Source organism: Streptomyces sp. NPDC058240 (assembly GCF_042882135.1).
GTDB lineage: Bacteria > Actinomycetota > Actinomycetes > Streptomycetales > Streptomycetaceae > Streptomyces.
Map to the genome: position 1 here is coordinate 51,107 of NZ_JBHVWT010000012.1, position 25,249 is coordinate 76,355.

Annotated in this window: 25 protein-coding genes; 14 read left to right on the forward strand and 11 right to left on the reverse strand. The window is 72.1% G+C overall.

Translation table 11 applies throughout. The features are described from left to right. Nucleotides 1-70 precede the first annotated feature (70 nt). Nucleotides 71-955, reverse strand: coding sequence for a peptidase S1 (locus ACFVX4_RS20735; protein WP_389979241.1), 885 nt, complete (start codon nucleotides 953-955; stop codon nucleotides 71-73). A gap of 375 nt (nucleotides 956-1,330) precedes the next feature. Here ACFVX4_RS20735 and ACFVX4_RS20740 point away from each other — a divergent pair, with 375 nt between their 5' ends. Together ACFVX4_RS20740 and ACFVX4_RS20745 are read left to right on the forward strand one after the other, a co-directional pair. Beyond that, a complete protein-coding gene (locus tag ACFVX4_RS20740) occupies nucleotides 1,331-3,778 on the forward strand; it encodes a GTPase-associated protein 1-related protein (RefSeq protein ID WP_389979592.1) in 2,448 nt (815 codons plus the stop codon). Nucleotides 3,779-3,903: 125 nt separating this feature from the next. Next, nucleotides 3,904-4,374, forward strand: a complete 471-nt coding sequence (locus ACFVX4_RS20745; protein WP_389979244.1) for a hypothetical protein — start codon at nucleotides 3,904-3,906, stop codon at nucleotides 4,372-4,374. Between the two features lie 78 nt (nucleotides 4,375-4,452). On the opposite strand, the gene ACFVX4_RS20750 is transcribed toward ACFVX4_RS20745, so the two are convergent. Next, nucleotides 4,453-5,613 carry a DUF1648 domain-containing protein gene (locus tag ACFVX4_RS20750; protein WP_389979247.1) on the reverse strand — a complete coding sequence of 387 codons (1,161 nt, stop codon included), beginning with the start codon at nucleotides 5,611-5,613 and terminating at the stop codon, nucleotides 4,453-4,455. A 108-nt stretch (nucleotides 5,614-5,721) separates the two neighbouring features. Next, a complete protein-coding gene (locus tag ACFVX4_RS20755) occupies nucleotides 5,722-6,123 on the reverse strand; it encodes a GntR family transcriptional regulator (protein ID WP_389979250.1) in 402 nt (133 codons plus the stop codon). 120 nt (nucleotides 6,124-6,243) lie between these two features. On the opposite strand from ACFVX4_RS20755, the gene ACFVX4_RS20760 reads away from it, so the two are divergent. From ACFVX4_RS20760 to ACFVX4_RS20770, 3 genes are read left to right on the forward strand one after another with little or no spacing between them, the layout of a single operon-like run. Then, nucleotides 6,244-6,615 carry a hypothetical protein gene (locus ACFVX4_RS20760; RefSeq protein ID WP_389979253.1) on the forward strand — a complete coding sequence of 124 codons (372 nt, stop codon included), beginning with the start codon at nucleotides 6,244-6,246 and terminating at the stop codon, nucleotides 6,613-6,615. After that, on the forward strand, nucleotides 6,612-7,589 hold the full coding sequence (locus ACFVX4_RS20765) for an ABC transporter ATP-binding protein (RefSeq protein WP_389979256.1): 978 nt from the start codon (nucleotides 6,612-6,614) through the stop codon (nucleotides 7,587-7,589). Before ACFVX4_RS20760 ends, ACFVX4_RS20765 begins: the two co-directional genes overlap by 4 nt. Then, nucleotides 7,586-8,383 carry an ABC transporter permease gene (locus ACFVX4_RS20770; RefSeq protein WP_389979259.1) on the forward strand — a complete coding sequence of 266 codons (798 nt, stop codon included), beginning with the start codon at nucleotides 7,586-7,588 and terminating at the stop codon, nucleotides 8,381-8,383. The genes ACFVX4_RS20765 and ACFVX4_RS20770 overlap by 4 nt, the downstream gene beginning before the upstream one ends. A 67-nt stretch (nucleotides 8,384-8,450) precedes the next feature. Here ACFVX4_RS20770 and msrB read toward each other — a convergent pair whose 3' ends face one another. The 4 genes from msrB to ACFVX4_RS20790 all read right to left on the reverse strand — a co-directional run bounded on the left by msrB (nucleotide 8,451) and on the right by ACFVX4_RS20790 (nucleotide 11,688). Beyond that, on the reverse strand, nucleotides 8,451-8,858 hold the full coding sequence (msrB, locus tag ACFVX4_RS20775) for a peptide-methionine (R)-S-oxide reductase MsrB (RefSeq protein WP_389979262.1): 408 nt from the start codon (nucleotides 8,856-8,858) through the stop codon (nucleotides 8,451-8,453). A 9-nt stretch (nucleotides 8,859-8,867) separates the two neighbouring features. Next, nucleotides 8,868-10,262 (reverse strand): UDP-N-acetylmuramate--L-alanine ligase, encoded by a 1,395-nt coding sequence (murC, locus tag ACFVX4_RS20780; protein ID WP_389979265.1) that lies wholly within the window; start codon nucleotides 10,260-10,262, stop codon nucleotides 8,868-8,870. A 59-nt stretch (nucleotides 10,263-10,321) separates the two neighbouring features. Further along, nucleotides 10,322-10,774: an indole-3-glycerol phosphate synthase gene (locus ACFVX4_RS20785; RefSeq protein WP_329193344.1), complete on the reverse strand. Its 453-nt coding sequence runs from the start codon at nucleotides 10,772-10,774 to the stop codon at nucleotides 10,322-10,324. Between the two features lie 149 nt (nucleotides 10,775-10,923). After that, a complete protein-coding gene (locus tag ACFVX4_RS20790) occupies nucleotides 10,924-11,688 on the reverse strand; it encodes a pyrimidine reductase family protein (protein WP_385328098.1) in 765 nt (254 codons plus the stop codon). A gap of 37 nt (nucleotides 11,689-11,725) precedes the next feature. Between ACFVX4_RS20790 and zapE the strand changes: the two genes are divergently transcribed. From zapE to ACFVX4_RS20815, 5 genes are all read left to right on the forward strand, one after another. Further along, on the forward strand, nucleotides 11,726-12,865 hold the full coding sequence (gene zapE / locus ACFVX4_RS20795; protein ID WP_389979269.1) for a cell division protein ZapE: 1,140 nt from the start codon (nucleotides 11,726-11,728) through the stop codon (nucleotides 12,863-12,865). 83 nt (nucleotides 12,866-12,948) lie between these two features. After that, nucleotides 12,949-13,374, forward strand: coding sequence for an OsmC family peroxiredoxin (locus tag ACFVX4_RS20800; RefSeq protein WP_389979272.1), 426 nt, complete (start codon nucleotides 12,949-12,951; stop codon nucleotides 13,372-13,374). 127 nt (nucleotides 13,375-13,501) lie between these two features. Then, a complete protein-coding gene (locus tag ACFVX4_RS20805; RefSeq protein WP_389979275.1) occupies nucleotides 13,502-14,902 on the forward strand; it encodes an alkaline phosphatase PhoX in 1,401 nt (466 codons plus the stop codon). A gap of 257 nt (nucleotides 14,903-15,159) precedes the next feature. Next, on the forward strand, nucleotides 15,160-17,382 hold the full coding sequence (locus tag ACFVX4_RS20810; protein ID WP_389979278.1) for an FAD-dependent oxidoreductase: 2,223 nt from the start codon (nucleotides 15,160-15,162) through the stop codon (nucleotides 17,380-17,382). A 171-nt stretch (nucleotides 17,383-17,553) separates the two neighbouring features. Further along, nucleotides 17,554-18,405, forward strand: a complete 852-nt coding sequence (locus tag ACFVX4_RS20815) for a polysaccharide deacetylase family protein (protein ID WP_389979281.1) — start codon at nucleotides 17,554-17,556, stop codon at nucleotides 18,403-18,405. Nucleotides 18,406-18,458: 53 nt separating this feature from the next. Here the strand turns inward: ACFVX4_RS20815 and ACFVX4_RS20820 are convergent, their stop codons facing one another. Genes ACFVX4_RS20820 through ACFVX4_RS20835 form a run of 4 tightly spaced genes read right to left on the reverse strand, consistent with a single transcriptional unit; the run spans nucleotide 18,459 to nucleotide 20,924 of the window. Then, nucleotides 18,459-18,674, reverse strand: a complete 216-nt coding sequence (locus ACFVX4_RS20820; protein ID WP_389979284.1) for a hypothetical protein — start codon at nucleotides 18,672-18,674, stop codon at nucleotides 18,459-18,461. A gap of 14 nt (nucleotides 18,675-18,688) precedes the next feature. Then, a complete protein-coding gene (locus ACFVX4_RS20825; protein WP_389979287.1) occupies nucleotides 18,689-19,357 on the reverse strand; it encodes an ABC transporter in 669 nt (222 codons plus the stop codon). Next, on the reverse strand, nucleotides 19,354-20,202 hold the full coding sequence (locus tag ACFVX4_RS20830) for an ATP-binding cassette domain-containing protein (protein ID WP_389979290.1): 849 nt from the start codon (nucleotides 20,200-20,202) through the stop codon (nucleotides 19,354-19,356). Before ACFVX4_RS20830 ends, ACFVX4_RS20825 begins: the two co-directional genes overlap by 4 nt. A 44-nt stretch (nucleotides 20,203-20,246) precedes the next feature. Then, nucleotides 20,247-20,924: an AIM24 family protein gene (locus ACFVX4_RS20835; protein WP_266428330.1), complete on the reverse strand. Its 678-nt coding sequence runs from the start codon at nucleotides 20,922-20,924 to the stop codon at nucleotides 20,247-20,249. Nucleotides 20,925-20,995: 71 nt separating this feature from the next. Between ACFVX4_RS20835 and ACFVX4_RS20840 the strand changes: the two genes are divergently transcribed. The 4 genes from ACFVX4_RS20840 to ACFVX4_RS20855 all read left to right on the forward strand — a co-directional run bounded on the left by ACFVX4_RS20840 (nucleotide 20,996) and on the right by ACFVX4_RS20855 (nucleotide 25,152). Then, nucleotides 20,996-21,757, forward strand: coding sequence for a peptidyl-tRNA hydrolase (locus ACFVX4_RS20840; RefSeq protein WP_385550473.1), 762 nt, complete (start codon nucleotides 20,996-20,998; stop codon nucleotides 21,755-21,757). 164 nt (nucleotides 21,758-21,921) lie between these two features. Then, nucleotides 21,922-23,220 carry a DUF692 domain-containing protein gene (locus ACFVX4_RS20845; RefSeq protein ID WP_389979294.1) on the forward strand — a complete coding sequence of 433 codons (1,299 nt, stop codon included), beginning with the start codon at nucleotides 21,922-21,924 and terminating at the stop codon, nucleotides 23,218-23,220. Nucleotides 23,221-23,225: 5 nt separating this feature from the next. After that, entirely contained in the window at nucleotides 23,226-24,272 is a 1,047-nt protein-coding gene (locus tag ACFVX4_RS20850; RefSeq protein WP_389979297.1) for a TIGR04222 domain-containing membrane protein, read from the forward strand. Nucleotides 24,273-24,351: 79 nt separating this feature from the next. After that, nucleotides 24,352-25,152 (forward strand): TIGR04222 domain-containing membrane protein, encoded by an 801-nt coding sequence (locus tag ACFVX4_RS20855; RefSeq protein ID WP_389979299.1) that lies wholly within the window; start codon nucleotides 24,352-24,354, stop codon nucleotides 25,150-25,152. Nucleotides 25,153-25,249: the final 97 nt, after the last annotated feature.

Here is a 25,249-nt window from a genome sequence, read left to right on the forward strand (position 1 = left end):
CGCGGTATCAGGTGTTACAGGTCCGACGCGACATGTCACGCGTCACTCGTCGAGCGTCACGCGCCACTCGTCAGGAGAGGGCCAGCTCGGTGACGTTGTTGGCCTCCAGGACCCACGTCGCGCTCAGGCCGCCCTCCTTCACCCGGGCGTCGCCGTCACCCTTGAGCACACCGATGCGGTTGCCGGACAGGGCGATCTGGATGGCCTGGTTGTACTCGTGGACCCAGGTCGCGCTGAGGCCGCCCTCCTTCACGTGTGCCTCACCGTTGTCCTTCAGGACGCCGATGCGGTTGCCCGACAGTTCGAGCTGGATGATGTCGTCGGCCTCCCGGACCCAGGAGGCACTGAGGCCGCCTTCCTTCACCCAGGCGACACCGTTGCCGGTGAGGACGCCGATGCGGTTGCCGGCCAGGTCGATGCCGATGACGTTGTCGGACTCCCTCACCCAGGAGGCGCTGAGGCCGCCCTCCTTCACCCAGGCGACACCGTCACCGGTGACGACACCGATGCGGTTGCCCGACAGTTCGAGCTCCTTGACCTTGTCGGACTCCTTGACCCACGTGGCGCTCAGGCCGCCCTCCTTCACGTAGGCCCCGCCGGTGTCCTTCAGGACGCCGATGCGGTTGCCGGACAGGGCGATCTGCTTGACGTCCGTGGCTTCCTTGACCCACGTGGCGCTCAGGCCGCCCTCCTTCACCCAGGCGACACCGTCACCGGTGAGGACGCCGATGCGGTTGCCGGAGAGGGTGATCTGCTTGACGCCCCCCGACTCCTTGACCCATGTGGCGCTGAGACCGCCCTCCTTCACGTAGGCGTCGCCGTTGACACGCAGGGTGCCGATGCGGTTGCCGCCGTCGCCGGAGACCGTGCCGGGAACCGCGTTGGCCGTGGACGAACCAGCGAGACCGGCCAGCGCCAGAACGGCAGCTGCCGCGGAGAGAGTCTTGAGATTCAACGGAGTAACTCCTGTACACAGAGGGATCCTTGGGCCCAATGAGCAGTGCCCTCGGGGGATTGAGCAATCCGAAGACGATCAACGACCGGAGGGGCAGCGGGTGCCGGGGCCATTTGGGTGACGGAGGCGCATTGAGCGGGGCTCGCCGCGCGCCGGGCCCCACGAGCCCGGCCGGGTCCGGACGAAGGCCCCGGGCGACCTTCCGGCGGGGTGCGTGCGAGGCGGTGTGCCTTGATAGCGTCGCTCCCGCGATTGCGGACCGCTCCCCGCCGGGGTCGTCGCTGCGCCCGGACGGCGCGCCCTCGACGGGCGGCCTGCGGAGCGGGCGTGCTGACGGTACGGGGACGTCGCGGCAAGGACGAAGAGGGCCGACGCATGAGCCTCGCGCAGTTGCACTACACCTCTGCCACCGCGGGGGACGACGGGGGCGGCGCACGGTTCACGGCCGTCAGCGCCGGCATACCCACGCCGGTGCTGGCGGAGGCCGAGCAGCTCCTCGGCTACGAGCCGCCCGCCGGAGCTCCTTACCACCCCACCACCGGCGAACTCCGTTCCTTTCCGGAGGCGTTCAGCTTCAGCACCCTGTCCGACGGCAGTCATCTGCTGAGCCGCACCGTGGCGCTCGGCGGCCCCGGCGCCGGCGGTTTCCACGCGCACGCGGTGCACCTTCCGGCCGGTACCCGGCTGCCGGGCGACGCGCTGCCGATCACGGCCTGGCGGTCGCCGAACTGGGCCTCCGTCGCGCCGGTCGGCGGCACCCCCGGCCCCATGGCCGCCCTGCCCGCCTCCGCCGCCTTCGGTCCCGAGGCGCTCAACGACTTCGCGGTCTCCCGGAGCCCCTGGCTGGCGGCGGTCTTCGCCGACCTGCGCCGGGTGTGCGAGGAACCGGCGCGGGCGCGGCTCGTTCTCGTGGAGCGGCAGTGCGCCGATGTGGCCCGGTGGATCGCCCTGGCCGGAGCCGTACTGCCGCCGGAGACCGCTCAGCGGCTGACCTTCACGACCTATACCCGCCGGCCGTCCGATTCCCCGCACCAGGTCGTCGGGGTGCTGCCGGAGGACGCCCCCGAACCGACCGGCCCGGACGGCGCGTTCCTGGTGCGCGACTGCGCCGGGGCGCGCCCCGGCGAGCCGGTGGGCGATGCCTGGGCCGAGACCTGCGCCCGGATCTGGCGCAACCGGTCCCCCGAGCTGTTCCGGGTGGCGGCGGAGCTGCCCGGCGAACCCTTCGCCGCCGGGCCGCTCGCGGTGACGGCACTCTGCGCGGGCGTCCCGCTCGGCCCCGACGGGCGCGCCGCGGCGGCGAACTGGGCGGCCGAGCGGCCGTACGCGCTGGACGAGGAGCGGACCCGGCGGCTGACCGACGCGCTGACCGCTCCCGGTCTTGACCGCACGAGCACCGAACTGTCAGGGGTCGCAAGGCTGTTGACCGCCCTCGACGGCAGGTCCGCCGCCGCCACGACGGCGACGCTCGGCGCCCTGCTGGTGACGGAGGCGGTCCATGGCGGCGATGTCGCACTCGAACCGCCCGCGCGCTCGGTCTTCGCCGGACCGGCCGGGGAGCGTGCCGTCGCCGCGCTGGTCACGGCTCTGGGCGACGACCTCCGTACCGAACTCGCCACCGGTACGCCCCTGGCGGCCCCCGCGACGCCCGTTCCCGGGCGGAGTGTGGGGCGTGCCGTGCAGTTGCTGCGGATCGCTCGGCTGCTCGATGTGGACTGCGCGGAGCTGCTCCCCGACGTCGTGGGCCGGATGGCCCGGTCCCTGCTGGACGAAGGGCCGGCCGACTGCGCCGCGGTACTGCTCGATCTGCTGGACGAGCAGTTCGATGTCCGTACGGCGCTGCTCGGCGAGCTGGACCGGATCGCCCCGCAGGATCCGGCGGCGACGGAGCGGCTGCTGGCGCAGGTCTCGCTGCCGTTCACCGGGGCACAGGCACTGCCGCATCTGCGGATGTGCGCGGCGGCGCCGGACGCCAGGGCGGGCGGCGGCGACCGGGTGAAGGTGCTGAACACGATGCTGCGCGCCGGTGGAATGTCACCGTTCACCGAGCCGTTGGTGCTGCGTACGGCGGTGGGTCTCGCCTGGGGCGACGGCACCCCCACGGCGGGCGAGGCCCGGCTGCTGCTGGGTGGGAGCACTTCCGACGCGCACCGTACGGCCGGTACGTGGGCCGTTCTCGTCGCGGCGGCGCTCGGCGCCCCCGCCGACGACGCGGAGGCCCCCGAGCTCGCCCATGACCTGTTGCGCGGCTTCCCGCAGGAGATCGACGCGCGGACGCGCGGTGCCCTGCTCCTCCTGGAGTTCGCGCGGGACGTCCGCTCGGGGGCGGCGGAGCCCGGCTGGGCGGAACAGGCCCGGAAGCTGTGTGCCGGGGCCGAACCGGTGGAGCCGGGCGTGCGCGAGCAGGCGTTCGGCGCCCTGGCCGGGCAGCTGCTCGCCCCGGACCGGCCGGAGGCGGAGCTGTACGCGTTCGTCCACAGCGACGATCCGGATCTCATCGCGGCCTACGGCGGCGCCGCCCGGCAGGACGCGGTGCTCGCCCGGCTGCGCTCCGACCCGGCCTATGTCGCCGACTGCTTCACCGTCTGGAGCTCCCACCCGCACGCGGGCCGTGCCTGGGGCGAGACCCGGGCGGCACTGCTGGAGGAGGTGCTGCGTCCGGTGGTGCGCGGCCTGTCCGCCGACGAGGTGGCGGCGGTGGAGGAGGCCGCCGAGCGGGCGGGCAGCAGCCGTACGGCGGAGGCGTTCCGGACGTGGAACCGGCCGGGCGGCCTCCGCAGGCGGCTCGGCAGCAGACTGGCGGCGCGGGTGCGCCGGTCGTGAGCGACATCCTCCGGCAGTCGCGGTCGGGCCACGGAAGTCGTGGCCCGACCGGGGCGACCGGTACCGTGTGACCTATCGATCTCGTGCGCTCCCGGCGGGCTGCGTGACACCCCCAGGAGGAACAGATGACGACGAACCGCGGACGCAAGGACGTCATCCGGGACCGGATGGCCGCGACCGGCGAGTCGTACAACGTCGCCGCCCGCAATCTGAAGGCCATGAAGGACATGGGCGCCACGCGTGAGGCCGTCCTCACTCAGCGCTGGCGTCCCGCCGACACACTCGACGTCCCCTGCCCGTGCGGCGGCACGTGCGAGCCCGGTGAGCGGTGCGAGCGCTGCCACGCGCTCCACCGGCACGTGGCGCGCTACCCCGGCAGCGTCACGGACGTGGAGACCTGGGCCGACCGTTACGACTGCATGGGCTGCGCGTCCTCGTACATCCTGACCGTGGTGCTGCCCGGTCGGCCGTGGGGTGTCGCCGAGACCGTGATCCGTGGCGGATCCGCGGAGCCGGTCGTACGGGCCCGGGTGTTCCCGGGTGTCGCCCATCCGCTGCTGCGGCCGGAGAGCGCCGGGGGCGAGACCGAGGACTGACGACCGGCCCCCGCCCTCGCCCCCGCCCCCGCCCCCGCCCCCGCCCCCGTCAAGGCGGAGGCCCCGGCCGCCCCGGAGTCACCGGACGGCCTGGACGACGGTCGCGCCCACCGCGACGGCGAGGACCAGGGCCGCGACGACCAGGGACCGCGGGTTGCCGAAGTTGACCGTCCAGCCGATGCCGACCCGTTTGGGCACCAGGACCGCGGGATCATCGGCATTGACGTAGATCGTGCCGGCGACGCGCCAGAAGCGGTCGTCGTCGCGCGCGACCAGTCCGGTGCGCTCCTCGCCCGTGTCCTCCGGCAGCCTGCTGCCGGAGGGCCCGACGCGCAGGACGAGGCGGGCGACCACGGCGAGCACCGCGACGAACGGCACGCCGGTGACGGCCAGGGTCACGACCATGGAGCGGGTGTCGCTCCACATCAGCGCGGACAGCCCGAGCAGCATCAGGTTCACCAGGGCGGTGATGCCCATCATGGAGCGGGCCGTGACGGTGAGGTAGCGGCGGTACCGTGCGGCGCCGGCCACCGGGCGTGCCACATCGAGGTCGGCACGGGCGCGGAGCAGCCCGGCGACGACGGCGGCCATGGTGAGGGTGAGGAGGACCTGGCCGAGGACGAGGCTGAAAGCGGTCCACACGCTGGTCGTGTACATGTGGTAGACGGTTCCGCCGGAGGAGCGTTCGGGCAGTGCGATGCGGTCGGGCAGGCCGGGGTAGACGACGACGCCCGCGGCGATGCTGACGGCGATCACGACGAGCGCGGGGACGGTCCAGCCCCAGGGGAAGCGGACCGGGTCGGTGCGCAGGGACGTGTCCACGACGGCGCCCTGCCGGACCTGTCCGTACCATCCGCCCTCCGCCTTCGCGCGGGCGACGCCGCGGTGGGCCCGTACCCACAGAGCGGCGGCGAGGGCGCAGAGCAGCAGGGAACCGGCGGCTCCGGCGGTGAGGGTGCCGAGCGCGGCGCCGAGCGCCGAGGCGAGCACGGTGACGACGGCCGCGGCGACGAGCATCGCACCGCGGTAGCGACTGCGCTGTTCCTCGACGGCGGCGGCGCGCGCCTTGTCCGGCGGTACGCGGACGCCGAAGGGTACGCCGGAGGGGTTGAGGAGCGGGCTGGGAGCGGTGTACAGGACGGCGCTCAGCACCGCGAGTATGCCGAAATTGAGAGCTGCGTCGACCAGCAAGGTGTTCACCTGTCCGTTCTTGTCGCTGATCCCGGTGGAGCGGGGCACCGCACCGGGACACGGAATGACGTTTCGGGGTCTCGTTCCGCGCGCCGCTTCGCGAGGGACGTCGTGCCGCGGCTTCGCGGTCCCAGGTCTCCCGCCCGGCCCCACGGGTCAGGGCTTTTCGTCCTCCCTCCCGGGGAAGCCGTCCAGAACCGCCGCGACATGCCTCTTCACCTCCTCCTTCGCGATCCCTCGCACGTCCAGCTCGGCGAGGAGGGTGCGCATGCGTGCCTCCCAGTCGACGCCGGCCCGCAGTTCGTCCGACGGCTGCTTGACGTCCGGCCGGGCCGCCGCACCGCTCTTGCGGTTGATGCGGATGATCCCTTCGCGTCGTAGCAGGTCATAGGCCTTGTTGACGGTGTGGAAGTTGATCGCCAGGTCGACGGCCAGCTGCCTGGTGGAAGGAAGACCGGCACCGGGCGCCAACGCCCCTTCCGCGATGGCTTCCACCACCCGGTCCCGGATCTGCTGATAGATCGGCACCTCGCTGTCGAGGTCGAGCACTAGGTACACGCCCCATACTCTATCTGCTATACATCTAATAGAACAGACGCTCATGGCAAATGCGGCAGTGCGATGGCCCTGCGCAACTGCCCAGGGGCCGCCCAGGCCCCCGATGGAGGGTGAATCCCCATGGCACTGATGAACATCTCCGATACCGGCCTCACCATCGAGTTCACCGGTCGTGAGCGCATATGGATCCGGCGCGACCCGCTGACCGTCCCGCTCACCGCGGTCCGCCGGGTGACCGTCCTCGACCATCCCCTGCGCGCCGCCCACGGCGCCCGCAAGGGCCTGCACGCCTCCGGGGTCGCCAAGATCGGCACCTGGGGGTTGATCACCGGCCCTCGCCAGCTCGTGGCCGCCTACCGGGACAGGCCGGGACTGCGCGTGGAACTGGACCGCGCCGCCGCCGGTGGCGACTTCGACGAGCTCGTCCTCTCGCTCGACGACGCGCAGATGCTGGCGCGGCTCATCGAGCAGCGGGTGGGGAGCACCCGATGAGCGGGCGGCCGCAGGGCCTGCGTATCGAAGTCGACGGGCTGACCAAGCGGTTCGGCCGTGTCCGCGCCGTCGAGGATCTGAGCTTCACCGTGCGGCCGGGCGTCGTGACGGGCTTCCTCGGCCCCAACGGCGCGGGCAAGACCACGACGATGCGGATGATCCTCGGCCTGGTGAGGCCGACCGCGGGCACCGCCACCATCGGCGGGGAGCGGTATGCGGAGCTGTCCAGGCCCTCCGCCACCGTGGGTGCCGTGCTCGATGCCTCCGCGGTCCACCCCGGCCACACGGCACGGGACCATCTGCACATCTACCGCACCATGGGCGGCCACCCGGCCGACCGGGTCGACCGGTTGCTGACCCGGCTGGGACTCGCGCAGGCGGCGGACCGCCGGACCCGCACCTTCTCCACGGGCATGCGGCAGCGGCTCGGCCTCGCCACCGCCCTGCTGGGCGACCCGCAGGTGCTGCTGCTGGACGAGCCGGGCAACGGACTCGACCCCGAGGGCATCGCCTGGCTGCGCGGCCTGCTGCGCGAGCTGGCGGCCGAGGGACGCACGGTGCTGGTGTCCAGCCATGTGCTGAGCGAGGTGCAGCAGATCGTCGAGGACGTCGTCGTGATCCGCGAGGGCCGGCTGGTGGCGGCGGGACCGCTGGCGGAGGTCGAGCGGTCCTCGCCCGGCACGGTGCTGGTCCGCTCCCCGGACGCGGCGGCGCTGCGCACCGCACTGCTGCGCGGCACCGCGGGGGCCGGCGCGGCCGACCGGGTGGACCTCATGCCGGACGGAACACTGCGCGTGTACGGGATGACGGACTCCGCCGTCGCCGATCTGGCCGCCGCCGAACGGCTGCGCGTGTACGGACTGACCGCCGGAACGAGCCTGGAGCAGCTCTTCCTCCGGCTGGCGGGAGACGACGCACCGGCCGGCCACGACCGGCCGCCGGTACTGACGAACGAGGAACGGGACCGGCGATGAACGCACTGATCAAGGCGGAGTTCCGGCGACTGTCCGCCACCCGTCTCCGACTGTGGGCACTCCTCGCGGCCGTCGCCCTGGGCGGCGGCATGGTGGGGGTGATGACGCTGGTCGGCCCGGAGAATTTCGATCCGCCGGCGCCCGGCCTGGACACCGAGGACGGCGTCCGCTCCGTTCTCGGGATGCTGAGCTTCACGGTGTTCCTGCCGGCCGCGCTCGGCACACTGGCGACGACCGGGGAATACCGGCACCGCACCGCCACGTACACCTTTCTCCACGCCCCGCGGCGCCGGCAGGTGCTCACCGCCAAGCTCGTCGCGTACGGCGTCGCCGGCCTGCTGTACGGGCTGGTGCTCACCGGCACCGCCGGGGCCGCCTTCTTCGGGGGCGCCGCGGCACGCGGGGTGACCCCCGGCATGACCACCGGTGAAGTATTGGCGCTGCTGCTCGGGCCGGCCCTGGCGATGGCGGTGTACACCCTGCTGGGCGTGGCCGCGGGGGCACTGATCCGCCACCAGGTCGCGGCGCTGGCCGTCGTCGTCGGTTATCTGCACGCGGGCGAGTACCTGCTGATGATGATCCCGGGCGTCAAACACCTCTACCCGGTGCTGCCCGGTGGCGCCACGGCGTCCCTGACCGGCTTCAGCTATGTCGCGGACACGATGGCCGCGGAGCTGGCGACCGGCCCGGTGCCGCTGCTCTCCCCCGTCGGTGGCGGACTGCTGCTCGCCGGCTACGCCCTGGCCGCGGCGTTCGTTGCGGTCCTGGTGCCGATGCGCAGGGACGTGCACTGAGCCCGTACGCCGGAGCGGGTGCCCCGGAACGCGTTCGTTCCGGGGCACCCGTCCCGGCTCTCGTCCCTCAGCCCTCGTCCGGGGCCAGGCGCAGCGAGATCGAGTTGATGCAGTACCGCTGGTCCGTCGGGGTCGGGTAGCCCTCGCCCTCGAAGACATGGCCGAGGTGCGATCCGCAGCGGGCGCAGCGGACCTCGGTGCGGACCATGCCGTGGCTGCGGTCCTGGATCAGTTCGACCGCGTCCGTGTCCTTCGGGTCGTAGAAGGACGGCCAGCCGCAGTGCGACTCGAATTTGGTGTCCGAGCGGAACAGATCGGCACCGCAGGCGCGGCAGGAGTAGACGCCCGTGGTCTTGGTGTCGGTGTATTCACCGACGAAGGCGGGTTCGGTGCCGGCCTGGCGCAGGACCGCGTACTCGGCCGGCGTCAGCTCCGCCCGCCACTGCTCGTCCGGCTTCTCGATGTCGTACGACACGGCGCTCCCTCAGCTCGACAGATGGTCCAGGATCTGCGGGCCGAGGTCCGTGACGTCGCCCGCTCCCATGGTGAGAACGAGGTCGCCGGGCTTCGCCATTCCCGCGATGGTCCCCGGGACCGCGGCCTTGTCGTGGACGGCGGTGACGTCGGCGCCCGCGGAGCGCGCGGCGTCGATGATCAGGTCGCTGGTGATACCGGGAATCGGGTCCTCGCGGGCCGGGTAGATGTCCAGCACCACGGAGCCGTCGGCCAGCGCGAGGGCCTGGCCCATCTCGGTGCCCAGCTCCTGGGTGCGGGAGAAGAGGTGGGGCTGGAACACGACCAGGAGGCGTGCGTCGGACGCGGCGCCGCGCATCGCTTCGAGGTCCGCGGTCATCTCGGTGGGGTGGTGCGCGTACGAGTCGATGACCTGCACGCCCGCCGCCTCGCCCTTGAGCTGGAGGCGGCGCTTGACCCCGGTGTACTTGCCGAGGGCCGAGGCCAGGTTGTGGGCCGGGATGCCGAGGGCGACACCGGCGGCGAGGGCCGCGACGGCGTTGAGGGCGTAGTGGCGGCCGGGCACGGAGACCGTGAACGTGAGGTACTTCCCGTTCAGGATGACCGTGACCTCGCTGGTCAGACCGCGCGGGGTGATCTTGTGGACCCGTACGTCGGCGGTCTCGGACTCGCCGTAGGTGACGACGTTCAGCGAGGGGAGGGCACGGACCCGCCCGGTCAGCTCGACGGCGCCGGCCTGGTCGGCGGCGATCACCAGGGTGCCGCCCGGGACGATCTTGCCGGTGAAGGCCTCGAACGACTCGTAGATCTCGTCCATCGAGGCGTAGTTCGCGTGGTGGTCCAGCTCGACGTTGAGGACGATCGCGACCTCGGGGTCGTACTTCTGGAAGCTGCGGTCGCTCTCGTCCGCCTCGGCGACGAAGATCGCGCCCTCGCCGTGCGCGGCGTTGGTGCCGGGGCCGGCCAGGTCGCCGCCAATGGCGTACGAGGGGTCGAGGTTCAGCTCGGTCAGGGCGACGGCCAGCATCGACGTGGTGGTCGTCTTGCCGTGCGTACCGGCCACCGCGATGGCGCGCAGGCCGCCCATGAGCGAGGCGAGCGCGTCGGAGCGGTGCACGACGGGGACCGACAGCTCGGCGGCGCGCAGCAGCTCCGGGTTGTCGGCGCGGATGGCGCTGGAGACGACCACGCACGAGGCGTCGTCCGCCAGATGTCCGGCGGCGTGCCCGATGTGGACGGTCGCCCCCAGCGCCCGCAGTGCCTCGGCGGTACCCGACTCCTTGGCGTCGCTGCCCGCGACCTTGGCACCGCGCTGGGCGAGGATCTTCGCGATGCCCGACATTCCGGCGCCGCCGATGCCGATGAAGTGCGGCCGTTCCATGGCGGCAGGAATACCGGGTGCCATGCGTGTGTCTCCCAGAAGTCGATACGAGTACCGGAGCCGGTACGGGGTGCCCGCCCAGCCTATTCGCTGTGCGCGAAGAGCTTGAGCACCGGTACGCCGACCTTGTGGCGGGCCCTGGACGCCCAGTCCCGGTGGAAGAACTCCTCGACGTAGTGCGGCGCGGTCAGCACGATGACCTCGTCCGCCTCCGCGTCGTCGACCACGGACTTCAGCTTGTCCAGGGGGTGGTCCTCGATCACCTGTCCGACCGCTTCGGAGCCTGCCTGCCGCAGGGCCTCCAGGGATACTTCGAGCGCGAGTTCGGCGGGCTGTCTGGCATTCTTGCCCTCCGGCTCCTCACCCTCCCGGGCGGCTTCCTTCAGTTCGCCCATCGCCAGGTCGTCGATCGCCCGCAGCAGCACATCGGCCTGGTCACCGCGCGGCTGCATGAGCACGACGAAGGAGATCTGCTCCTCCCCGTGCAGGGTGGTGACGAACTCGACGTCCTCGGAGGTGAGGGGCTTCTCGATCATCAAAACGCTGGTGAACACCACGGGTGCCCTTCTGCTTCAGTGGCCGTCGCCGGTCACTGCTGAAACCATCCTTCCCCGTGCTCGCACGGGGTCTGCGAGAGTAATTGTGCCCACCGGAAGCTAACCGGAACGACAAATTCCGCCGATTGTCAGATCCGACGGTACCGAGTGAAGAGGAACCCGGCCTCTTCCAGCATCGACGCCAGGGCGAATCGTTCCGGCACGGCGACCGAGGGGCCGCCCGCGATCCGCTGCGCGTCTCCGGCGGTCAGCATCGGCGAGAGGGTCAGACAGAGCTCGTCCAGCACCCCGGCGGCCACGAACTGACCGAGCATCCTCGGGCCGCCCTCGGTCAGCAGCCGCTTGAGTCCGCGGTCCGCCAGCTCCCGTACGGCCCTGGCAGGGTCCACCCGGGAGCCCTCCCCCGCGATCACCACCTCGGCGCCCGCCCGGCGCGCCTCCTCGATCCGGGCCGGAGGGGCTCCGGCACCGGTCAGTACCAGGGTCGGGACGAGCGGCTCGGTGAAGAGCGGCAACGAGAAGTCGAGGTCCAGACTGCCGCTCACCACGGCGATCGCGGGCGCGGGGCCCTGTCCGGCCGCGGCCCGCCGGGCGGCGAAGGCCTCGCGGGCCCTGGCGGGGCGGTAACCCTCCAGGCGTACCGTCTCCGCCCCGGCCAGCACCACGTCCGCCAGACCGCGCAGGGTGCCGAAGATCCGCATGTCGCTCTCGCAGGAGATCGGCTGCGAGCGGCCGTCGTGCTGGGCGGCCCCGTCGAGCGTCGAAACCATGTTGGCGCGCAGCCAGGGACCGTCCTGCTCGGGGTAGGCGTAGGCGTCGGCCAGCGCGTCCAGACTCCACTCCCCCTCGTGGTCAGCCGGTGTCAGGTCGGTCACAGGGAAGAGGCGTCGCATGTCCTGCAGTCTGGCACGGCGCTTAAGGTTGAGAGTTGTGTCGTCCTCCACAGCCCTGCCGGGGCAGAGCCCCATAGCCGAAACGGCCCCCCTGTCCCTCTGCGCACTCGAGCCCCGCGTTCCCGCCGACCGGCTGGTCGCCGAGATGGTGCCGCCGCCGCGCTTCGACTCCGTACGCTTCGATACGTACGTGCCGGACCCCAACCAGCCGAGCCAGACCGGGGCGGTCAAGGTCCTGAGCGACTTCGCGGCCGGGCTCGGCGGTGCGCACGCCAGCGGCTCGGACAAAACCGGAAGAGCGCGAAGCGCATCCATTGAGGGGTGGTGGCGGGCGACGGGCGGGCGGTTCAGCAGGAAGCCCGCGGCTCCCTCGGCGCCGCTCGGGGTCTACCTCGACGGCGGTTACGGCGTCGGCAAGACCCATCTGCTGGCCTCCCTCTGGCACGCCACCCCCGCCGCCCCCTCGCTGAAGGCGTTCGGCACCTTCGTCGAGCTGACCAACCTGGTCGGAGCGCTGGGCTTCCAGCAGACCGTGCAGACGCTGAGCGGGCACCGGCTCCTGTGCATCGACGAATTCGAGCTGGACGACCCGGGCGACACCGTGCTGGTGTCGTCGCTGCTGAGCCGGTTGGTCGAGGCGGGGGTCGCGCTCGCCGCCACCTCCAACACGCTGCCCGGCAAGCTCGGCGAGGGCCGGTTCGCCGCGGCCGACTTCCTGCGGGAGATCCAGGGGCTGTCCGCGCACTTCCGTCCGCTGCGGATCGACGGCGAGGACTACCGCCACCGCGGGCTGCCCGAGGCCCCGCCGCCGTACTCCGACGAGCAGGTCACCAGGGCCGCGTACGCCACCGAGGGCGCCAGCCTGGACGACTTCCCCTCGCTGCTCGACCATCTCGCCCGGGTCCATCCGAGCCGCTACGGCGCGCTGACGGACGGTCTGCGGGCGGTCTGCCTCACCGAGGTCCAGCCGGTTCCCGACCAGTCGACCGCGCTGCGGCTCGTCGTCCTCGCGGACCGGCTGTACGACCGGGAGGTCCCGGTGCTCGCCTCCGGGCTGCCGTTCGACCGGCTGTTCAGTGAGGAGATGCTGAACGGCGGATACCGGAAGAAGTACTTCCGGGCGATCTCCCGGCTGACGGCGCTGGCGCGCGACGCGAAGGGGCTGGTGGCGCAGTAGGTTCGGGGACGTACCTCCCTCGGGGCCCTTGAGCGCCGAGGGGCTCCCGTATCGACCGCGCACACCGTTTGAAGGGATTCGGCATGGCAACCACGCGTCAGGCTCACACGGTCTGGGAAGGCAACCTGCTCGAGGGCAAGGGGGTCGTCACCCTCGACTCCTCCGGCATCGGCGAATTCGATGTCTCCTGGCCGTCCCGCGCGGAGAAGCCGAACGGAAAGACCAGCCCCGAGGAGCTCATCGCGGCGGCCCACTCCAGCTGCTTCTCGATGGCGCTGGCCCACGGTCTGGCCGCGGCCGGCACCCCGTCGACCCAGCTGACCACCACGGCCGACGTCACCCTCCAGCCCGGCACCGGCATCACCGGTATCCACCTCACCGTCCAGGGCCAGGTGCCCGGTATCGACGAGGCGGACTTCGTCAAGGCCGCCGAGGACGCCAAGGCGAACTGCCCGGTCAGCCAGGCACTGACCGGCACGACGATCACGCTCTCCGCCTCGCTGGCCTGACCACAGGGGCCACTCCCGGCCCGGGACACACCTGGGGCTTCCGGTGACCCGCATGGTTCCCGCGCGGCGATACGCGTGCTACACACATGCGGGTCACTTCTCCTGTCCGCCAGCAGGGAGTTGCCTCATGTCATCAGAAACGTCACGACCGACCGCGGAAACGTCACGTCTGTCCGCCACCCGTCGCCAGGTCCTGGCCGGCAGCGGCGCGGCCGTTGCCTCCATCGCCTTCACCGGGGCGTTCTCCGAACTCTTCGCGGGTACCGCGGCCGCCCGGGGACACAGCGGGTACGGCCCACTGGTGCCCGACCCCGACGGCCTGCTCGACCTTCCGAAGGGCTTCCGCTACCGCGTCCTGTCCAGGGAGGGCGACCAGCTCCGCTCCGGCGAGGGCCCGGTACCCAGCAACCACGACGGCATGGCCGCCTTCGCCGGCCGTCACGGTCACGTCCGCCTGGTCCGCAACCACGAGAACCGCGTCACCGCGAAGCTCCAGGTCCCGGTCGTCGAGGGCCTCACCTACGACCCGATGGGCAAGGGCGGCTGTACGGCCCTGGAGCTGGACGGCCGCAACAACGTCCTCGGCGAACGCGTCGCCATCGCCGGTACGGCGGTGAACTGCGCGGGCGGCCGTACCCCGTGGAACACCTGGCTGACCTGCGAGGAGACCGAGGACAGAGCCGGTACCAACGGCTACACCAAGGACCACGGCTTCATCTTCGAGGTGGACGGCGCCGATCCGCACCGCACCGGGGCCGTGCCGCTCACCGCGATGGGCCGCTTCCAGCACGAGGCCATCGCAATCGACCCGAAGAGCGGGATCGTCTACGAGACGGAGGACGCGTTCGACAAGCCGTTCGGGCTCTTCTACCGCTTCCTGCCGAACAAACCGCTCGGCGGTACGGGCTCGCTGCGGGCCGGCGGCCATCTGGAAGCCATGCGGGTGCCGGGCGTGCCCGACCTCTCCGTGGTCCAGGAGACCGGGGCGAGCTTCGAGGGCATCGAGTGGGTCCCCGTACCGGATCCGCTGGCGTCCGAGACGCCGATCCGGTTCCAGGACTTCGGCCCGAAGGGCATCACGCACGCGCAGAAGCTGGAGGGCTGCTACTGGGGCGGCTCCTCGGTCTACTTCGTCTCCAGCTTCGCGCACAGCTCGCAGGGGTCGGCCGCCGACCACTACGGCCAGGTGTGGCGGTACGAGCCGAAGCGGCGCCGCCTCACGCTCGTGATCGTCTTCGGCCCCGGCACGGACGTGCAACTGCCGGGTGAGTCCCCGGACAACATCTGCCTCGCCGCCGACGGCGGGCTGATGGTGTGCGAGGACGGCGACGGCGCGCAGCACGTGTTCGGCCTGACGCGGGGCGGCGAGGTCTACGCGATGGCACGGGGCCGGCAGAACATCGGGACACCGCAGGAGCCCGAGTGGGGAGAGTTCGCCGGGGTCACGTTCGCTCCGGACGGCGGGACGATGTACGTGAACTGCTACACACCGGGGACGACTTTCGCGGTGACGGGGCCGTGGCGCTGATGCGCTGAGCCACGAGGTGCCGGGGGGCGGACAGCCGATGTCCGCCCCCCGTGCGCTGCCCGAACGGCCCGCGTCCCGACGGACATCGGCCGCAGAAGCTGCGGCGGGAATCCACGCATGGAGATAGGCTCCCGCCTGGTTCCGCGCGCCTCCGCGGAACCCGTCCGCACCGACGGGGGAAGGGAACACACCTCACCCTCGACGGTGCACCCCATGCCTTCCGCAGCCTCGAAACCAACCCCGATGGGACGTGAACCATGAGGCAAGAAACCGCACGGCACGACATCACCGTTGTCGGCGGCGGTCTGGCCGGTGTCTGCGCGGCGATCGCCGCCGCCCGGCTGGGCCGTACCGTGGCACTGATCAACAACCGGCCGGTTCTCGGCGGGAATTCAAGCAGCGAAGTCCGGGTCTGGGTCGTCGGCGCCACCGCACACGGCAACAACCACAACGCCCGTGAGGGCGGCATCATGGGCGAACTCTTCGTCGAGAACCAGTTCCGCAACCCGGACGGGAATCCGTACTACTGGGACATGGTCGTGCTGGACGCGGTCCGGGCCGAGCCCGGGATCACGCTCTACCTCAATACCGACGTGCGGGAAGTGGACGCGGACGGGCCCGAGGACGCCCGGCACATCAACGCCGTCACCGGGTGGATGATGGGCTCCGAGCGGCTCATCCGCTTCGAGAGCGAGCTGTTCCTGGACTGTTCGGGAGACGGCCTGGTCGGCGCCCTGGCGGGTGCCCGCCACCGCATCGGCCGGGAGTCGCGGGCGGAGTACCTCGAACCGTGGGCGCCGGAGGAGGCCGATCGCATCACGCTGGGATCGACCCTGCTCTTCTACACCAAGGACGCGGGGCACCCGGTCAAGTACGTGCCGCCGTCCTTCGCCAAGAACATCGCCGAGACCTCGATTCCGCAGCGCCGCATCATCAAGTCCGGTGACAACGGCTGTGCTTACTGGTGGATCGAGTTCGGCGGCGAGCTGGACACGGTGCATGACAACGATGCCATCCGTGACGAGTTGTGGGCGGTCATCCACGGCATCTGGGACCACATCAAGAACTCGGGCGAGTTCGACGCCGCCAACATGACGCTGGAGTGGGTGGGTTCGGTGCCCGGCAAGCGCGAGTACCGGCGCTTCCTCGGCGACTACGTGCTCCACCAGGGCGACATCCTCGGCCAGACCGAATTCGCCGACCGGGTCGCGTTCGGCGGCTGGTCCATAGATCTGCATCCGCCGAAGGGCATGTACGCCGAAGGGGACGGCGCCAAGCAGCGCTACGCGGACGGGATTTACCACATTCCCTACCGAAGCCTGTACTCGGTGAACACGACGAATCTGCTCTTCGCCGGGCGCAACATCTCCTCCAGCCATGTCGCCTTCGGCTCGACCCGGGTCATGGCGACCTGCGCGACGATCGGCCAGGCCGCGGGCACCGCCGCCGCACTGTGCGCCGCCCAGGGGGTCGCCCCGCGCGCACTCGACGTGCCCGTGCTGCAACGCGCCCTGCTGCGGGAGGACGCCTCCGTCATCGGTCTGGCGTCGGCCGACCCGGACGACCTGGCCCTGCGCGCCACCGTCACGGCCTCGTCCAGCCTGACCGACTTCGGTGTCGGAACACTGCAGGAGCGCCTGCCGCTGACCGCCGACGCCGGCCTGGTGCTTCCCGTCGACCCCGAACTGACCGGCCTCGAACTGCTCGTCGACGCCGAGCGGAACACGGAACTCGTCGTCGAGCTCCACGACCCGGAGCTCGGACAGAACTACGTCCCCCGCCGCCTCGTCGACACCGTCACCGTGCCGGTCGCCGCCGGGTCGAAGCAGTGGGTCGCGACGGGGCTCCGGTGGACGCCGGAGAGCGCCCGCAACGCCTTCGTCGTCGTACGGGCCAATGAGAACCTCGCCCTGTACAGCACCGACGGGCCGGCCCCGGGCGTGCTCGCCCTCACCCGCATCCCGCTGGACCCGCGTGCCGAATCGCCGCAGCCGCTGCGCGAGTGGACCGACAGGGGCCTGCTGCGCCGCGGCTTCTGCTTCCGGGCGGGTGAGACCGCCGCGTACGCCCCCGCCAAGGCCGTGGACGGCTACGCCCGCCCGTACGCCGGTCCGCACATGTGGGTCTCCGAGCCCCTCCAGGAGGGCGTGGGAGCCTGGCTGGAGCTGGCCTGGCCGCAGCCGGTCACGCTCCGCCGGATCGATGTCCTCGCCGATGACGACGTCAACGAGGACCTGATCAACCTGCATCACCACCGGACCCCGTTCGACACGCTGCCGACCCTGCTGCGGGACTACCGCGTCGAAGCACGCGATGCGGACGGCACCTGGCGGACCGTCTCCCGCACGACGGACAACCGGCGCCGCCGCCAGGTGCACACCCTGGACGAGCCGGTCACGTCGACGGCCCTGAGGATCGTCGTCGAGGCGACCAACGGAGCCGCCTCGGCGCATGTCGTCGCGGTTCGCGCGTACGCGTAGGAGCGGACCGGCCGGCGGACCCGCCGGGCGGACCTGCGGGACGGATCATCCGGGGCGGCGATTCGACGGCCCGGGTGAATCCGCGCGCGACTCCGACGGAGAGAAGCGCCATATCCACCTACTAGTCACATAACTAGATATTTTCCGCTAGTGACTCATTCCGTGCGGAAAATGACGGCTCTGACTGTTCTTGGCGTGGTGCTCGGCAGCCTCACCGGCTGTGGGGGCCACGGCAGCGCGCCCGCCGACAGCCCCTCGGCCGCAGGGCGTACGCCTTTCGTCGTCCATGCTCCGTCGCACTCGGTCTCGGCACCGCCGCCCACCATGCCTCCGGGCCCCGGGGCACAGACACCTGTCTTCGCCCACGGGGCGAGGACCGGCGGGAAGGTGGTGGCGCTGACCTTCGACGCCGACATGACGGCCGCCGAGGGACCGCGCGCGGCGGCGGGCGAGCACTTCGACAATCCCGGACTGATCGCGCTGCTGCGCGAGTTGAAGGTGCCCGCGACGGTGTTCATGACGGGGCGGTGGGCCGATGAGTACCCGGCGCAGGCCAGGTCCATCGGCGCCGATCCCCTCTTCGAGGTCGCCAACCACTCGTACAGCCACTACGCCTTCACGTCCCCCTGCTACGGGCTGCCGACCGTGGCGAAGGGCGACATGCGCGCCGATACGGCGCGGGCCTTCGTCTCGTTCCGGAAGGCCGGCGTGCGCAATACGGTGCCGTACTTCCGCTTCCCCGGCGGCTGTTACGACGATGCGTCGCTGCGCGCGCTCACGCCCGAGAAGGTGACGGCGGTGCAGTGGGACGTCGTCAGCGGCGACGCCTTCGCGACGGACGCGGACGCGGTGGCCGAGCAGGTGCTGGACGGGGTGCAACCGGGCTCACTGGTCGTCATGCACTGCACCCGCAGCGCGGCGCCGGTCACGGACGAGGCGGTACGCCAGGTGGTCCCTGAACTGCGCAGGCGCGGATACCGCTTCGTGAAGGTCTCCGACCTGATCCGGGCGGCGCAGCGCTGAGCCGAGCGTGCGTGCCAGACGCCGCGCGGCAGACGGCAGTTTGACGACAGGCCCTAGCCGGAGCATGCCGTGCGCTGGGCCTCCTGCCATTCGCAGACCGGGCAGAAAGTGATGCCCCTGACCGACTCCGGGTACTCGGTCGGCTTCCGGCAGAGCACGCACTCGGCGTACGGAGGACCCGCGGCGGTCTCCGTCCCGGTGGTCGCGGGGTCTGCGGCAGGTGTACCGCAGTACGTCTCTTCCATGCGCTCGTCCATGCGCTCGTCCATGCGTACGAGCCTACTCAGCCGCGCAGGGAAGCCAGCTTGCAGGCGAGCGCGGCCGCCGCGGCGGCGAGGGCGGCGGCGACGACGAACGGCAGGACGGGCAGGTGCACCGTGCCCGTCCGCGAGCCGGTGACCAGGTCCGTCACGGCGGAGTTCGCGGGCGAACCGCTGGTCACGAGGGCCAGCAGCGCGGCGAGCACGGTGCCGGCGACGGACCAGCCCCGCCGGCGCAGCAGCGGCCGGGTGCAGAGCGCACCGGCCACCGCCCCCAGCAGCACACAGCAGGCGACGGCGAGCAGTCCGGCGATCCCGGCGGGCAGCAGCGCCACCCGGACGGCGTTGTCGGTGCTGGCCGGCCTGCTGATCAGCAGCACGGTCAGGGTGGCGGCCACGCCCAGCAGCCCGGCGCAGCCGAGCGCGGCGAGCAGCGATGCCAGATGCGCCCTCGGCGATCCCACCACCGCGGCGGTCACGGTCCGGGCGGCGGGCGGTTCCTGATTGACGCAGAGCTGTACGAGCCAGGCGGTGACGGGCAGGAGCCCGGCGGCGGCGTAGCCGAGCGAGTCGAGGACGGGCTGCCCCCACTGCACGCCGATGCCGACGAAGGCCACGTACAGCAGGACCGGGGCGAGCCAGCGCTGGGAGCGGACCAACAGGACGGTGTGGTAGCGGAGGAGGGCGGTCATGGTGCCTCGGGGGTCGGGGTGCGGTGCGGGGGGTCGTCGGTCCCCGGGCTCTCCACGCGGCCGGGGGCGGCGGCCAGTTGCCGGATGTGCCAGGGCGGGCGCGCGGTGAGCAGGGCGCGCAGCAGCGCGTCGGAGTGCGCGGCCGCGACGGTGAGCCGCACGCCCCCGTCCGCCCCGGGCGTGTGCTCCGGCGCGCCCGGCAGCCCGGCGGGGAGCACGGCGCCGGGCGGGCCCGCCGCCTCGATCCGTACCCGCGGGCCCGTCCCGACGGACCGTGCCCCGGATGTGGCGAACAGGCCGTTCCCCTCGATCCGGAACACGGCGTCGACCGCCCCGGCGAGCCTGCGCGGGTCGTGGTCGACGAAGACGACGGTGGCGCCGGCCGCGACCCGTTCGGCCACGGCCCGGTCCAGCTCGTCGCGGACCGCCATGTCGAGCCCGGTCCATGCCTCGTCCAGGATCAGCAGCTCCGGCTCGGCGAGGAGCGCCTGGGCGACGGCGACCTTCTGACTGGTGCCCTTGGAGAGGTCCGGGAGCGGTGTACGGGCGTGGCCGGCGACTCCGAAGCGTTCGAGCCACGATTGGGCGCGGTCCGCCGCCTCGGAGGTCCGCAGGCCGTGGATGCGGCCGAGGTGGACCAGGTACCCGGCCGCGGTGAACGGCAACGCGGCCGAGAAGCGCTCGGGGACGTACGCCGTGCGCGGTCGGCGGCCGGTGATCCGGCCCTCCGTCGGGGAGTCGATCCCGGCGAGCAGCCTCAGCAGGGTCGACTTCCCGGTGCCGTTGGCGCCCTCGACCCGGATCAGGGTGTGCGCGGGCAGATCGAGGTCGACCCCGCGCAGCACCCACGGTCCGCCGAGGCCGTACCGGCGGCCGACGCCTTTCAGGTTCAGTTGGCCGTCGCCTTCTCGGGCTTGGCCTCGCTGGGTCGTACGATCACGAAGCCCTCGCCGTCCAGCCGCAGTTGGACGGCCTCGCCGGATCCGCCGCGGATCATGGAGCCGAAGCTCTGCGAGCGGTGCAGCGAGGTGTTCAGGTTGGCGCTCCAGCCGACCACCGCGTCCGTGTCGACGCAGACCGGCTGCTGGGGCGTGACGGGTATCACGATGGGGTGGCCCTCACACATCAGGCCGAGCTTGCCGTATCCGGTGAAGACGCTGTTGAAGAGCCCGCCACCGGTCATCCCGGCGCCCTTCACGGTCTTGATCTCGTAGGAGAGCGTGGAGTCGAAGCAGAGCACGTTGCGGCCGTTGATCGTGAGGACGTCGCCGTGCTCCATGTCCACGATGAAGCAGTTGGCGGCCTCGTGCGCGAACCATGCCTCGCCCTGGCCGCGGACCGCCATCAACGGCAGCCCCTCGCCGGTCACGGCGCGCTTGAGCATGCCGCCTATGCCCTGGCCCTTGCGCTCGAACTGCAGATCGCCGCGGAAGGCGATCATCGAACCCTGGCGGGCGTGCATCTCGCCGTTGACGGCGTACTTGATGGATTTGGCGTTCTGCAGGGTCATCCCGGGGGCCGTTGCCTGCTGCGCCATGTTCTCGCTGGAAAAGAGATCGCTCTTCATGCGGTGCATCCTCACCCGGAGCGTTCCATTCCGCCAAGAATCATTTCCCGGGCGGCTGGCAGACTGGACAGGTGAGCAGCAATGACACCCCCGTATCCCCGTCCGCATCCCCGGCCACGCCCCACTCACCTGCGGCGGACAGCCCGTTCAGGACGGAGCCGACAAGCCTCGACGAGGCGCCGCAGTACGTGCTCCCGCTCGTGGTGCACATCGAGAAGACGGCTCCCCCGGCCCGTACCGACGCGTTGCGGACCGCCGCCCGCGCGGTGCTCGTGATGCTCTCCGACGAGCGCTCGGACGGCGAGGGCGAGTGGGCGCGGGCGATGCGGGACTGGCAGGACGCCCGGATCCGCAAGGTGGTGCGGCGGGCGCGCGGCGCGGAGTGGCGCAAGGCGTCCGCGCTGCCGGGCATCACGGTCACGGGCGAGAGCGCCGAGGTGCGGGTCTTCCCGCCGGTGCCTCTGGACGGCTGGCCGAAGGAGCTGGCGAAGCTCCAGGTTTCGGGGACGGATCTGGACGATCCCGAGCCGCCCGCCGCGCCCGATCCCTCGGGCCCGGTGCTGTGGCTCAACCCGGAGCTGGACATGTCGGCGGGCAAGACCATGGCGCAGGCCGGGCACGGTGCGCAGCTCGCCTGGTGGGAACTGTCGGAGACCGAGCGCAAGGCGTGGCGCGAGGCGGGCTTTCCGCTCTCCGTCGCCACCGCGGAGCCGGGCCGCTGGCAGGAACTCACAGTGAGCGGGCTTCCGGTGGTGCATGACGCCGGGTTCACCGAGATCGCTCCCGGCTCGTGCACGGTGGTCGCCGACCATCCGGCACTGCGACGCGGCTGAGCGCGGGCGGGGCGGCTCCGTCCTCGCCCGTCCCCGAGGGCCCGACCCCGCCCCGACCTCCCCGGACCGGGAACCTCAAATCAAGCTCTGAACGTCCTCCTGTTCGGATTCAGCACCGCCCTCCGGGGCCATGAGCCCTGCACGGAGCGGAGGAGGGGGACGGCATGGAGCTGGGAATCGGTATCGGCTGGCGGCCGGAGATCGCGGACGCCGTCGAGGCGCTGCCCGGGATCGACTGGGTGGAGGCGGTGGCGGAGAACATCTGCACCGGCCATCTGCCCGATTCGCTGGTACGGCTCAGGGAGCGCGGGGTCACGGTCGTGCCGCACGGCGTCTCGCTGGGCCTCGGCGGGGCCGACCGCCCTGACGCGGGACGGCTCGCGGATCTCGCCGCCCGCGCCGAGCTGCTCTCCGCGCCCCTGGTGACCGAGCACATCGCGTTCGTACGGGCCGGGGGGCCGCGCACCTCTTCGCCGGGGCTGGAAGCGGGCCATCTGCTGCCCGTCCCGCGGACCCGGGACGCCTTGGACGTGCTGTGCGAGAACGTACGCATCGCGCAGGACTCGCTGCCGGTGCCGCTGGCCCTGGAGAACATCGCGGCGCTGATCTCCTGGCCGGGCGAGGAGCTGACCGAGGGGCAGTTCCTGGCGGAGCTGGTCGAGCGCACCGGGGTCCGGCTGCTGATCGATGTCGCCAATCTGCACACCAACCACGTCAACCGGGGCGAGGACCCGGCCACCGCGCTCGACGAGCTGCCGGTGGAGGCCATCGCGTACGTACATGTGGCGGGCGGCGTCGAGAAGGACGGTGTCTGGCACGACACCCACGCCCACCCGGTCACCGCGCCCGTCCTCGACGTCCTCGCCGAACTCCGTTCCCGGGTCGACCCGCCCGGTGTCCTCCTGGAGCGCGACGACGACTTCCCGCCGGCCGGGGAACTGGCGGGCGAACTGGACACGATCCGCGCCACCTTGGACCGGTCGGCGGCGCACATGACGCGGTCCGCGCCGGGTTTCCGCCCGGCCGCGCGGACCGTGGCGTCCGCGCCCCCGGACGCCACGCGCGACCGGCTCGCGGCCGCCCAGGCCGCGCTGCTCTCCGCCCTCGTCGCGGGTGGTCCCGTCCCGCAGGGCTTCGACCGGCGCCGTCTCGGGATCCAGAGCCGGGCCCTGGCCGCCAAGCGGGCCGGGGTCGTCGCCAAGCTGGCACCGGAGCTGCCGGAGATCCTGGGCGCCGGCTACCGGGACGCCTTCCTGGCGTACGCCACGGCCCGCCCCATGTCCGCCGGATACCGGCGCGACGCGCTGGACTTCGCCGAGGAGCTGCTGATCGCGGGCCGACCCGCCGACGACTCCGCCCGGCGCCGACTGACCCACTGGTGGCAGGACCGGGCCGGCGCGCGCCCGCCGCGCCGCACCACCCGGTTCGTACGAGCGGCCCGCGCGGCCCTGACAGGAAGGTGACCGGCATGAACACCGTGGCACTGCTGGTGGATCTCGGCATCATGGTCTCCTCCGTCCTCCTGATCGTGGGGCTCGCGCGTGCCCGTGGCGGCGTCGGCGGCTCCGTCCACGACCTCTACGAAGTCGCCTTCCTCAACGGTGGTCCGGGCAGGGTCGTGGACGCCGCGCTCGCCGCGATGCGGGCGGACGGACGGCTGGCCGTCGGGGGTCCCGGAATCGTCGCCGTCCAGCGGGCCGACGCCCGTGACCCGGTGGAGCGCGCGGTGCTCCAGGAGCACGCCCTGGCCCCCAGCGGCGCGCTGCACACCCTGCGCGAGGCGGTGATGCGGCACCCCGCGGTGCAGGAGATCGGCGACGGGCTCGCGGCCCGCGGTCTGCTGGCCGCGCCCGCCGCGAGCCGGACGTGGCGCCGCTGGGGCATGGCCCAGGGGCTGGTCTGCGTACTGGCCGTGCCGCTCACCGTCGTGGCGACCGTCACTCAGTCGCTGTCCGACGAACTGTCCCCGGACTCCCCCGTGCCCTTCGTCTTCAAGGTGCTCCCGGTCCTGATCCCCGGCTTCCTCATCGGCTTCATCTGCGCCGGCATCGCCCGGGGACGCGTCACCAGGTCGGGGCGGCGGGCCGCCGAGGCGTACCGCTCCGCCCAGGCGGGCAACCCGCAGCCGGCCCATCTGGTCGCCACGCTCGGGCTGCGGGCCCTCCCCGATCCCGAGCTCCAGGCGCAGTTGATCGCGGCGGCCCGGATGCAGCCGGGCGGACGGGCGTCCGGGCGGCAGGCGCGCGCGGCGGCTGCGGCGTCCACGGGCGCCTCCGCCCTGCTCCTCGCACCGGTGGTGTGGTGTGCCGGTACGAGCCCCGGTCACGGCAGTTGCGGGAGCTCCGGCGACGGTGGCAGCAGCGGAGGCGGCGGGGGCGGGTGCAGTTCCGGGTCGGGCTGTGGATCGGGGTCCGGATCCGGCTGCGGCGGGTCGAGCGGCTCCGGCTGCGGCGGCAGCAGCGGTTCCAGCTGCTCCAGCAGCAGCTGTGGTGGCGGGTCCAGTTGTGGCGGTTAGGACCTGCCCCGCGCCGCCGAACTGTCCGCATGATGAACAGGCCATGGCTTTCCACGCCCGCCTCGCATAGGAATCCGCCATGCTCCGGGTTCTGTTTCTGCTGGTCGCATGGGGTGCGGCAGCCATCTCGTGCGCCCGGCTCTGCCTCGTCTCGACCCGCGCGGGACTGCTGTCCGACGCGTCCTCGGATCCCGCGGAGGGCACCGGCTCCGGTCATGAACTGACCCTGTACGAGACGGCGTTCCTGGCCGGCGGTCCTCACCGGGTGGTCGATCTGGTGCTGGTCACCATGCATCTTCGACGACGGCTGCTGCTCGCCCACACCGGCTGGGCGACGGTCGTCGACCCGGAGGGCCGGGACGAGATGGAGCGCACGGTGATACGTGCGATAGGCCCGCAGGGCCAGGCCCCGATACCTCCGGTACGGACGGCCGCGGCCACCGCCGACGCCGTCCGCGCCCTGGCCGACCGGCTCGTCGCCGCCGGCCTGGCGCTGCCGCGCGGTGCCGGGACCGATGTCGGCGCCGCGGTGCGCGCGGTGCGGGGCGCGGCCTTGCTGGTGGTCGCGATGGGCGCGGTCACGCTGCTGATGCCCGGTCAGGAGCACGGTCCCGGCGGCCCGGTGGTGTCGCTGCTTGTCCGATTCGGGCTGCCGTTCGCGCTGACGGTCGGCTGTCTGGCCATCGCCCGGATGGAGATCCATCCGTACAACTCGTGGGCCTCGCCCGCCGGTCAGCGGCTGCTGGCCGCGAACGACGTGCCGGCCGCCGGGGCGGACCGCGACGTCCTGGCGGCGATCGCCGTACGGGGTGTGCGCGCCGTGGACGATCCGGCGCTGCGGGCCGCACTCGGCGGCGGGGCGGGCGGACCGCTGCGGTAGAACGGCTGGTCCGTCACGGGGTGGTGCGTGTCGAAGGACGCCGGTGGGGGGGGGGGGGGGGAGGGGGAACGCCCAAGAGGAAAAAAAGGGGTTGGGG

Bases quoted from the DNA above. Each gene is read 5' to 3' on its own strand.
- ACFVX4_RS20850 (WP_389979297.1), top strand. From the start codon at position 23,226: ATGAACACCGTGGCACTGCTGGTGGATCTCGGCATCATGGTCTCCTCC.
- ACFVX4_RS20770 (WP_389979259.1), top strand. From the start codon at position 7,586: ATGAACGCACTGATCAAGGCGGAGTTCCGGCGACTGTCCGCCACCCGT.
- ACFVX4_RS20815 (WP_389979281.1), top strand. From the start codon at position 17,554: ATGACGGCTCTGACTGTTCTTGGCGTGGTGCTCGGCAGCCTCACCGGC.
- ACFVX4_RS20765 (WP_389979256.1), top strand. From the start codon at position 6,612: ATGAGCGGGCGGCCGCAGGGCCTGCGTATCGAAGTCGACGGGCTGACC.
- ACFVX4_RS20805 (WP_389979275.1), top strand. From the start codon at position 13,502: ATGTCATCAGAAACGTCACGACCGACCGCGGAAACGTCACGTCTGTCC.
- ACFVX4_RS20845 (WP_389979294.1), top strand. From the start codon at position 21,922: ATGGAGCTGGGAATCGGTATCGGCTGGCGGCCGGAGATCGCGGACGCC.
- ACFVX4_RS20745 (WP_389979244.1), top strand. From the start codon at position 3,904: ATGACGACGAACCGCGGACGCAAGGACGTCATCCGGGACCGGATGGCC.
- ACFVX4_RS20760 (WP_389979253.1), top strand. From the start codon at position 6,244: ATGGCACTGATGAACATCTCCGATACCGGCCTCACCATCGAGTTCACC.
- ACFVX4_RS20740 (WP_389979592.1), top strand. From the start codon at position 1,331: ATGAGCCTCGCGCAGTTGCACTACACCTCTGCCACCGCGGGGGACGAC.
- ACFVX4_RS20800 (WP_389979272.1), top strand. From the start codon at position 12,949: ATGGCAACCACGCGTCAGGCTCACACGGTCTGGGAAGGCAACCTGCTC.
- ACFVX4_RS20825 (WP_389979287.1), bottom strand. From the start codon at position 19,357: ATGACCGCCCTCCTCCGCTACCACACCGTCCTGTTGGTCCGCTCCCAG.
- ACFVX4_RS20810 (WP_389979278.1), top strand. From the start codon at position 15,160: ATGAGGCAAGAAACCGCACGGCACGACATCACCGTTGTCGGCGGCGGT.
- ACFVX4_RS20790 (WP_385328098.1), bottom strand. From the start codon at position 11,688: ATGCGACGCCTCTTCCCTGTGACCGACCTGACACCGGCTGACCACGAG.
- ACFVX4_RS20855 (WP_389979299.1), top strand. From the start codon at position 24,352: ATGCTCCGGGTTCTGTTTCTGCTGGTCGCATGGGGTGCGGCAGCCATC.
- ACFVX4_RS20820 (WP_389979284.1), bottom strand. From the start codon at position 18,674: ATGGACGAGCGCATGGACGAGCGCATGGAAGAGACGTACTGCGGTACA.
- ACFVX4_RS20785 (WP_329193344.1), bottom strand. From the start codon at position 10,774: ATGATCGAGAAGCCCCTCACCTCCGAGGACGTCGAGTTCGTCACCACC.
- murC (WP_389979265.1), bottom strand. From the start codon at position 10,262: ATGGCACCCGGTATTCCTGCCGCCATGGAACGGCCGCACTTCATCGGC.
- ACFVX4_RS20835 (WP_266428330.1), bottom strand. From the start codon at position 20,924: ATGAAGAGCGATCTCTTTTCCAGCGAGAACATGGCGCAGCAGGCAACG.